This window comes from Arthrobacter sp. B055-34 (assembly GCF_059090425.1).
The window spans coordinates 701,027-709,875 of record NZ_JBNHFQ010000001.1 but is presented as its reverse complement, the minus strand read 5'-3'; the positions used below and the strand labels follow the sequence as shown (position 1 = coordinate 709,875).

The following is an 8,849-nucleotide window of genomic DNA, read 5'->3' as shown; positions in this document are numbered from 1 at the left end:
AGGAAGACAAGATCGTTGCCGGCGCCTCGGATGCCGGCTTTGGTGACGGCGCTACCGGCGCCGGCCCGCCAGACACAGCCGAAGCGATACCGGCGGCTGATGCGGAGGTCGGCAAGGGCAACACGGGCACTACTGGTACGGCGACAGGGCCTCCGGGTGCGAAGCGAAGAGACCCCGGCGGTGCAGGCGATTCGGAAGAGGTGGAAGTGTGGGTGCGCCGGCTTTACACCGCGCCGGGTACCGGGCAGTTGCTCGGGATGGATTCGCGGGCGCGGTTGATGCCCGCCGGGATGCAGCGGGTTATCCAGGCACGGGATCAGCTCTGCCGTACCCCGTGGTGCGACGCGCCGATCCGCCACCACGACCACGTCGTGCCCTGGCGTGACGCCGGAGGGACCAGCGAGATCAACGGGCAAGGGCTGTGCGAAGCGTGTAACCTCGCGAAAGAAGCCGACGGCTGGCACGCCCGAACCATCCCCGGACCGCGGCACACTGTGGAAACCACAACCCCGACCGGGCACACCTACCTATCCACCGCACCGGCACTGCCCGGCACGCCACCGGCAACAGAGCAGCAGGACGATATGCCGGAGCCGGTGTCAATCTTCGAACAGGCACTCGGCCGCATCGACTTCCTCTGCCGCCCCGCCGCCTGATCTGTAATTTCAGTTATTGGCTGCGCGGAAAGCGCGGTTCAGGATTACGCCCTGAACCGCGGCCACTAAGCGGAATCAGCCAGCGTCCCTAGATACAGCTGGATGACTTTGGGATCCTTCATCAATTCACGTCCGGTTCCCGTGTATGCATCCTTGCCTTGGTCCAGCACATATGCGCGGTCGCAGATCTGCAGGCACCGGCGCGCATTCTGCTCGACCATGATTACGGACACTCCGGCGCGGTTGATCTCATGTACCCGTAGGAACGTCTCGTCCTGCTTAACGGGGGAGAGGCCTGCGGAGGGCTCGTCGAGGAGCAGGACCGCCGGTTCCATCATCAGGGCCCGACCCATGGCCACCATCTGCCGCTCGCCGCCCGAGAGCGAACCCGCACGCTGAGTACGGCGCTTGCCGAGCTCAGGGAACAGACTCGTGACAAAGTCAAAGCGTTCCTTGAAATTCTTGGGCTGCTGGAACATGCCCATCTGCATGTTCTCCTCAATAGTCAAAGAAGCGAAGACGTTGTTTGTCTGAGGCACGAAGCCGACCCCCTGCGTGACAAGCTTGTTCGCCTTAAGGCCCGTGAGGTCCTTGCCGCGGACGACCACGGTCCCGGAATGTACCCGCACCAAGCCGAACATGGCTTTGAGCAATGTCGACTTGCCGGCACCATTCGGTCCGATGATGCCGATCAGTTCACCGGGGCGGGCCTCCATGCTGCACCCATTGAGAATATTGACGCCGGGCAGATAACCGGCGACGAGGTCCGTGACCTTGACGACCGCTTCCTGCGACGCAGCCTCGCGGCTCTGCTCACTCATCGCTGTTCCTTACTGTCTCCGGAGCCCGGTTCGCCCGGGCGTTCAGCTCCGCCGTCGAGCTCGGTGATATGGCGGCCGATCACGCCTTCGTCCTCTGTCCCAACAACCGACTCCTGGTCGTGTGAAAGCTGTTCTTCCAGAGCTTCGATTCCTTCCGCATCGCCCAGATCTACATCATGGTGAGCGCCAAGGTAGGCATCGATAACCGCCTGGTCCTTCATGACGTCCTGCGGCGGCCCTTCGGCGACAATCTTTCCTTCTGCCATAACGACAACCCAGTCGGCAATGTGGCGAACCATCTGCATGTCGTGTTCCACGAACAGAACGGTCATGCCCTCAGCCTTCAGGTTCTTGACGTGGTCCAACAGCGACTGAGTGAGAGCCGGGTTCACGCCTGCCATCGGCTCGTCAAGCATGACAAGCTTCGGTCGGACCATCAGGGCCCGTGCCATCTCCAGGAGCTTGCGCTGCCCGCCGGAAAGGGAGGCCGCGTAGTCATCCTTTTTCGTATCCAGTTTGAACTTCTCGAGCAGGATGTCAGCCTGCCTGGTGATCTCCTTTTCCCTGCTGCTCCACATGCCTTTGAAGAGTGCTTTGCTCAGCCTTTCACCCGGCTGGCTGTCCCCGCCGAGACGCATGTTTTCCATTACCGTGAGCTTGCCCATCACCTTGGTGAGCTGGAACGTGCGGACCATACCCATGCGGGCAACTTTGTGGGACGGGACGCCCGCCAGCGAATGGTCGTCGAACTTCCACTCGCCGCTTTGCGGAACGTCGAATCCGGTCAACAGGTTGAATAGCGTAGTTTTGCCTGCACCGTTGGGGCCGATCAACGCCGTGATCTTGTGTCGTGGGACTTCCAGGTATTCGACGTCGACCGCCTTGAGTCCGCCGAAGGTCCGGGTCACATTCTTGGCAATCAGGATCGGATCCCGCTTCTTGCAGCCCGGCGCGGTTTCGCCGGCCGCGATGGGCCTGGTGTCGGTCATGAATTCGGAGGCTGCATGCTCTGGCGCACCGCTTACGGGCGCCGGGACTGCGGTGTTGTTGTCGGTCATGCGAACGCCAGCTCCTTCTTATTGCCCATGACACCTTGGGGCCTGAAGATCATCAACAGCATCAACGCCACACCTACCAGAATGTAGCGAAGCTGCCCGGCTTGGGTGGCTGTGAGGAAGGTGATGTAACCGGCTCCGATTGCACCATAGAGTACGCCCTGGGTCAGTGAGAGGACCACCCAGAAAATCATGGCGCCGATGACCGGACCGAGTACGGTAGCCATGCCGCCCAGCAGCAGGCAGGTCCACAGGAAGAACGTCAGTTCCGTGGCGTAGTTGGCCGGCTGCACGGCGCCGCGCGGCAGTGTGAAGATCATGCCTGCCAGCGAACCGAAGATGCCGCCGATGATGAGGGCCTGCATTTTGTAGGAATACACGTTCTTGCCCAGCGAGCGCACCGCGTTCTCGTCTTCGCGGATGCCCTTGAGCACGCGTCCCCAGGGACTGCGCATCAGCAGCCAGACGATCACGCAGCAGATGGCGACCACACCCCAGCCCACGATCCGGATCCACAGGTCCCGCTCGTTAAAGTCCACCAAGCCGAGGTTGTATTGGCCTGGCGGGATGGGGTTCATGGCAAAGAATCCGCCTTCGAAGGCGGCAAGGCCGTTGGCGGAACCGGTGATAGGGGTGAGTTGGTTGGTGGTGACGATGTAGCGCAGGATTTCTGCCGCCGCGATCGTCACAATGGCCAGGTAATCCGCGCGCAGCCGCAGGGTGGGAATACCGAGCAGGAGTGCGAACAGGACAGAGCCGATGAGGGCGATCAGCAGACCGACGACGAATGGCACATCCCACAGGATCGTAGGAATGGCGAAGCCGTAGGCGCCGACCGCCATGAAGCCGGCCTGGCCGAAGTTGAGTAGCCCGGAGTAGCCGAAATGTACGGCGAGGCCGAGGGCCGCAAGGGCGTACGCCGCCGTCGTCGGGCTGATGACTTCGCCGAAGGCGTTGGCGAGAATGTTGAGAAAGTCCATATCGAAGCTCCTATCCCACTCGCTCTTTACGGCCCAGAATGCCTTGGGGCCTAAACAGGAGTACGACGATCATGATCAAGAGGGCGCCAACGTACTTCAGGTCGGCTTCCAGCCAGAGGGTGGACAGCTCAACAAACAGGCCCACGAGCACGGAACCCAGCAGGGCGCCGAAAATGGTACCCAGACCACCGAGAACGACGCCGGCGAAGATCAGCAGGAGGATCTGCTGCCCCATATTGAACGTCACGCCCGGGCGGTAGTAGGCCCAGAGGATGCCACCGAGAGCAGCGAGCACGCCGCCGGCGGTCCAGACAATCCGGATGACGCGGTCCACATCGATGCCTGATGCTGCGGCGAGGGCCGGGTTGTCCGAAACGGCCCGCGTGGCCTTGCCCAGCCGGGTCTTGAGCAGCAGTAGACCGATGGCGATGATGACGATGGCGCTGACCACCAGGGACGTCAGCGTGTTGCGGCTGATGGAAATGGAGCCGAATTCGAGAATGGGGCTGTTGGCACCGGGCAGCTGCTGGGTGGCACCGCCGAAGAAGAACTGGATGACGTAGCGGCTGGCGAGAGCGAGGCCGATGCTGACGATCATCATCGGGATCAGCCCCGAACCGCGGCGCCGCAGCGGCTTCCACAGCCACGCATCCTGCGTATAGCCGAAGATGGCTCCGCCGACGATCGCTAGAGCTATCGCAAGCCAGACAGGCAGGCCCGCGGCGTTGAAGCCGAAAACGAGCACGGCTCCGAGGGTCACCATCTCGCCGTGGGCGAAGTTCGTCAGGCCGGTGGTGCCGAAGATCAGGTTCAGGCCGACGGCGGCTAGGGCCAGGAGCAGGCCGAAGCTTAGCCCCGCGATCAGGCGTTCAACCAACTGTTCCCCGAAGCTGGCGCCCTGGATAACAATGCCTTCGCCGAGCGGGAAGATCGCTGCCGCGTTGGAGGTGTTGGTGAACGTTACCTCGCGCGGATTGGGCGTTCCTTCCGCAAGCTCCACACCTTCAGGGAAGGTGGAGACATCCACTTCCACTTGATACGTGCCCCGTTCCGGAACCCCAATGGACCAGGAACCGTTTTCTCCGGTGACGGTTTCCCCCGTGAATCCTTCGCCGGTGGCGGTGATTCTGACGCCAGGCACCGGGCCTTGGGCGTTGCGCAGAACACCGCTGATGGTGTCCCGGAACGGTTCGGTCGGCGCACTCGTCGTTGTATCCGGCGCCGGCGCGGGCGCAGTCGTGGCAGCCAGCGAGGGCGAGGCGATGAACAGCATTGCCGCCGTCATAACCAGAATGGCGAGTAACTTCCCCCAGAGCCGAGCGAGCTTCGGCATAGTTCTCAAAATACAAACCTCCACAGTGTGGGGTGGCCCGACGTTTTTGGCGGCAGGCAGCTGACGTCGCCTGTGATCTCTATCACGGGCGTGTCGTTTATGTTACTCGCGGAATTCGTTCAGCATGTTGCGAAATGCTTGCTTTTCATCGCAATCGGATAACACTTGTGCAGGCTCGGTGAAACGAAGCTGCTGTCGGGCTCCGAGGAGGCCGGAGAACACGGACCTCAGGTCAGAGGTACAGCCCTGTGCTCTTGTCATGCTCTTCCGGCTCAGCCACCGCATGGATGTCGCGCTCGCGCAGCAGCACGTAGTCCGTGGCATTGACTTCCACCTCGGCCCGGTCCTCCGGGTCGAACAGCACCTTGTCCCCGACGCTGACCTGGCGCACGTGGGGGCCTGCGGCGACGACGGAGGCCCAGGCCAGACGCTTGCCCATGGCGGCGGTCGCCGGGATCACGATGCCGGATGAAGAACGGCGCTCGCTGCTGTCCTTGTCCAGCGCAACAAGAATGCGGTCATGAAGCATCCGCAGGGGCAGCTTGGTTGCGGCGGTGCGGCTGGAGGAGGAATCGGGGCGCGTGGTCACCCCAGTATTCTAGCCATGGTGCCGGCTTGCGCCGACCGCAGCTGCCGGTAGTCGCTGCAGGCCCGCGGCCGCTTGAACATCGATTCGGCAAGCGAAAACAGACGATCCGGACATTATTCACGGAACGGGATAAATTTCGAGCCTTCAAACGTTGTGATTGGTAGGGTTTAGTCAGCTCGTACCCCCTAGATGGAGGACAACAACAATGGCCATGGGTGGAAATCCGGTCTTCAATAATCCAAATGCGTTCCGCAGCCAGCCACAGCGCTCAGCGAACGCCGGCGCAGGCATGCTCGCAGGCCAGTCGCAAATGTCCAGCCAGCAGCTTAATGAGCTGTACAACCAGCCGTCGGCCGGTCCCGCACAGACCGGGCGGATGACCTACGACGACGTCATCATGAAGACCATGGCCTGCCTGGCCTTGGTCCTCGCCGGTGCCGCCGTCGGTTGGATGATCCCGGCCCTGATGATTCCGGGCATGCTCGTCGGCCTGGTGCTCGGCCTGGTCAACGCCTTCAAGAAGGAGCCGTCCAAGGCCCTGATCCTGGCGTACGCCGGAGCCGAAGGCGTGTTCGTCGGCGGCCTGTCCATGGTGCTCGACTCGATGTACCCCGGCGTCGCACCTCAGGCAGTCCTCGGCACCGTCTGCGTGTTCGCCGTAACCCTGCTCCTCTTCAAGAGCGGCAAGGTGCGCGCGACCCCGAAGGCGATGAAGTTCTTCATGATCGCCATCATCGGCTACGCGGTGTTCTCCCTGGTCAACCTGGGCCTGCAGATGTTCGGCGTCATGGACACCCCGTGGGGCGTTCGCGGCATCGAAATCAACATCATGGGCATCGGCATCCCCCTCGGCGTGATCATCGGCCTGTTCGCCATCGGCCTGGCCGCGTTCTCGCTGATCATGGACTTCACCTCCATTGAGCAGGGCGTCCGCGCCGGTGTGGACCGCAAGTACTCCTGGACGGCTGCGTTCGGCCTGACCGTGACGCTGATCTGGCTGTACGTGGAGATCCTGCGCCTGCTTGCGATCCTTCGCGGTACCGAGTAGCAGCGCATTCCATAGTTCGACCGCAGCGGGTCTCGGCAGCAATGCCGGGGCCTGTTGTGTTTAACGGGCGAATTGGCAGGCGGCGGTCAGGCCAACCGCCGGGCGCCGTCGGCAGGGGCAACCGGAAAGATGACGGGCTGCTTGAATCCGGCCATCCGGAAAGAATTGACGACGGCGGTGCTCACCTTTTCTGCCGCTTCTTCCGGGACAAGGGCGATGGCCGAGCCGCCGAATCCGCCTCCCGTCATCCGGGCACCCAAGGCGCCGTGCTGCAGTGCGGTGTCCACGGCCAGATCCAGCTCGGCACAGGACACTTCGTAGTCGTCCCGCAGTGATAGATGGCTGGCCGCTAAGAGGTCGCCGATGGCTGCGGGTCCGGATGCTTCGCCTTGCGACGTCAGCAGGTGGGCTGTCTGCTGCACGCGTTGGTTCTCCGTGACGACGTGCCGCACGCGGCGGAACGTTGTTTCGTCCAATCGGCCTCGTGCCGCCGAAAGCATTCCTTCCTCCACATCGCGCAGGGAGTCCACGCCCAGGGCTTCGGCGGCCCGCGCGCAGTCGGCGCGCCGCGCGGAATACCCGCCGCTGGCGTGCGAGTGCGAGACCTTCGTATCGACCACCAGCAGCTGCAACCCCGCCTCGTGCAGCGGCAGGGGGACCGGCTGCGTTGCCAGGCTGCGGCAATCAAGGAGCAGGGCATGGTCGCCGCGGCCCAAGAGGGAAGCGGTTTGGTCGAGAATGCCGGTCGGCGCGCCCGCCATCTCGTTCTCGGCCTGCCGGCAGATCTGGACCAGTTCCGGTGGTTCGAAGCCGGCCCCTAGCAGGTCGTTGAGGGCAACGGCCACGGAGCATTCCAGTGCAGCCGAGGAAGAGAGCCCGGCCCCGATGGGGACGTCGGACCCCAGTTGCAGCTCCAGTCCGGGAATTTCCACACCGCGCTGGGCGAACGCCCACACGACGCCGAGCGGATAGGCAGCCCAGCCCGTCACGGCGCCTGGTGAGATGTCAGCGGCGGCCAACGTCACGTCGTCGTACGCGGTATTTAGGGCGGTGGCGCGGACGGTTGAATCATTCCGCAGGGAAACGGCGGCCAGGGTGGAGCGGTCGATGGCCAGCGGAAGGGCAAAGCCGAGGTTGTAGTCGGTGTGCTCGCCGATGAGATTGACGCGGCCCGGGGCGGCCCAGATGCCGTCGGGAGCGCGGCCGAAGCGTTGGGCGAAGGCGTCGGCGGCGGCGGTGGTACGGCGGGTCATGCCGTGTCCGCCGCCCGGAGCCGCGCGGCGGTGTCCTCGGGCGCGGTGTCGTTGATGAAGGCGCCCATGGCGGCTTCCGAGCCGGCCAGGTACTTGAGTTTGTCCTCGGCCCGGCGCGGGGAGGTCAGCTGCAGATGGAGATGGCCGGAGGGTCGGAAGGCTTCGGCGACGGGTGCCTGGTGCCACGCGGCGATGTAGGGAGTGGGTGAGTTGTAGAGGTTGTCAAGCCGGCGCAGCAGTTGCGGGTAAAGCTCCGCGAGTTCGTCGCGTTCCTCTCCGGTCAGAGCGGCGAGGTCGGGGATCTGGCGGTGCGGAACCAGGTGTATTTCCAGCGGCCAGCGGGCGGCGAAGGGAACGTAGGCGCTGAAGTGGCTGCCCTCGACGATCATGCGCGCGCCGTCGGTCCGTTCCGCCGCGAGGACCGAACTGATCAGGGTTTCCAAGCCGCCGGAGCGCAGGTAATGCCGCCGGGCCAGCTTCGCCATGCCGGCGCTGCGCGGCGTGATGAACGGATAGGCGTAGATCTGGCCATGCGGGTGGTGCAGTGTCACGCCGATCTCGGCTCCGCGGTTTTCGAAGCAGAAAACCTGCTGTACTCCGGCCATCGCAGAGAGGGCCTCGGTGCGCTGCGCCCAGGCGTCCACTACCGTGCGGACCCGCTCGAAGGGGAGCGAGCCGAAGGAACCGACATGGTCTTCGGTAAAAGAGATGACTTCGCAGCGTCCGTACGCCGGGGCGCTGGTAGCGGGAGCGTCGTCGGGGGCAGGCAAGGTGCCGAGCTGCGGACCGAAGGACGGGAAACGGTTCTCGAAGACCGCGACCTCGTAGCCGGAGGGAATCTCCGTCTGCCGTGCGCCGTCGGAGGGGCACAGCGGACATTCGTCCGCCGGCGGCAGGTGGGTGCGGTTCTGCCGGTGCGCCGCCACGGCCACCCATTCGCCGGTCAGCACATCGAAGCGCGCCTCGCCGGTATCGCCGCCGCGCGGATCCAGCTGCCGGGCGTCCGCCGAGGAGGTGTCGCGGCGCCGCGTGGCTGCGTCAGGAGCGCTGTCAAAATAGATCAGTTCCCGCCCGTCCGCGAGCCGCGTGGAAGTCATCGTCGTCATGGCGGCTC

At 63.9% G+C, this 8,849-nt stretch carries 9 protein-coding genes; 2 read left to right on the top strand and 7 right to left on the bottom strand.

Annotated elements, in window-relative coordinates:
* On the top strand, positions 1–656 hold a 656-nt coding region (locus tag AC5RWO_RS03130; protein ID WP_498729293.1), incomplete at its 5' end, for an HNH endonuclease.
* Positions 657–721: 65 nt separating this feature from the next.
* On the opposite strand, the gene AC5RWO_RS03125 is transcribed toward AC5RWO_RS03130, so the two are convergent.
* From AC5RWO_RS03125 to AC5RWO_RS03105, 5 genes are all read right to left on the bottom strand, one after another.
* Positions 722–1,477: an ABC transporter ATP-binding protein gene (locus AC5RWO_RS03125; RefSeq protein ID WP_498729291.1), complete on the bottom strand. Its 756-nt coding sequence runs from the start codon at positions 1,475–1,477 to the stop codon at positions 722–724.
* On the bottom strand, positions 1,474–2,466 hold the full coding sequence (locus AC5RWO_RS03120; protein ID WP_498729334.1) for an ABC transporter ATP-binding protein: 993 nt from the start codon (positions 2,464–2,466) through the stop codon (positions 1,474–1,476). The genes AC5RWO_RS03125 and AC5RWO_RS03120 overlap by 4 nt, the downstream gene beginning before the upstream one ends.
* A 65-nt stretch (positions 2,467–2,531) precedes the next feature.
* Positions 2,532–3,512, bottom strand: a complete 981-nt coding sequence (locus AC5RWO_RS03115; RefSeq protein WP_498729290.1) for a branched-chain amino acid ABC transporter permease — start codon at positions 3,510–3,512, stop codon at positions 2,532–2,534.
* 10 nt (positions 3,513–3,522) lie between these two features.
* Positions 3,523–4,845 (bottom strand): branched-chain amino acid ABC transporter permease, encoded by a 1,323-nt coding sequence (locus AC5RWO_RS03110; RefSeq protein ID WP_498729289.1) that lies wholly within the window; start codon positions 4,843–4,845, stop codon positions 3,523–3,525.
* 232 nt (positions 4,846–5,077) lie between these two features.
* Positions 5,078–5,374: a GroES family chaperonin gene (locus AC5RWO_RS03105; protein WP_498729333.1), complete on the bottom strand. Its 297-nt coding sequence runs from the start codon at positions 5,372–5,374 to the stop codon at positions 5,078–5,080.
* Positions 5,375–5,639: 265 nt separating this feature from the next.
* Between AC5RWO_RS03105 and AC5RWO_RS03100 the strand changes: the two genes are divergently transcribed.
* The gene (locus AC5RWO_RS03100) at positions 5,640–6,482 is read left to right on the top strand and encodes a Bax inhibitor-1/YccA family protein (RefSeq protein WP_498729288.1); all 843 of its coding nucleotides are present in this window, start codon (positions 5,640–5,642) and stop codon (positions 6,480–6,482) included.
* An 86-nt stretch (positions 6,483–6,568) separates the two neighbouring features.
* On the opposite strand, the gene galK is transcribed toward AC5RWO_RS03100, so the two are convergent.
* Both galK and galT read right to left on the bottom strand, forming a co-directional pair.
* Positions 6,569–7,735 carry a galactokinase gene (gene galK, locus AC5RWO_RS03095; RefSeq protein ID WP_498729287.1) on the bottom strand — a complete coding sequence of 389 codons (1,167 nt, stop codon included), beginning with the start codon at positions 7,733–7,735 and terminating at the stop codon, positions 6,569–6,571.
* Positions 7,732–8,841 (bottom strand): galactose-1-phosphate uridylyltransferase, encoded by a 1,110-nt coding sequence (gene galT / locus AC5RWO_RS03090; RefSeq protein WP_498729285.1) that lies wholly within the window; start codon positions 8,839–8,841, stop codon positions 7,732–7,734. Before galT ends, galK begins: the two co-directional genes overlap by 4 nt.
* Positions 8,842–8,849: the final 8 nt, after the last annotated feature.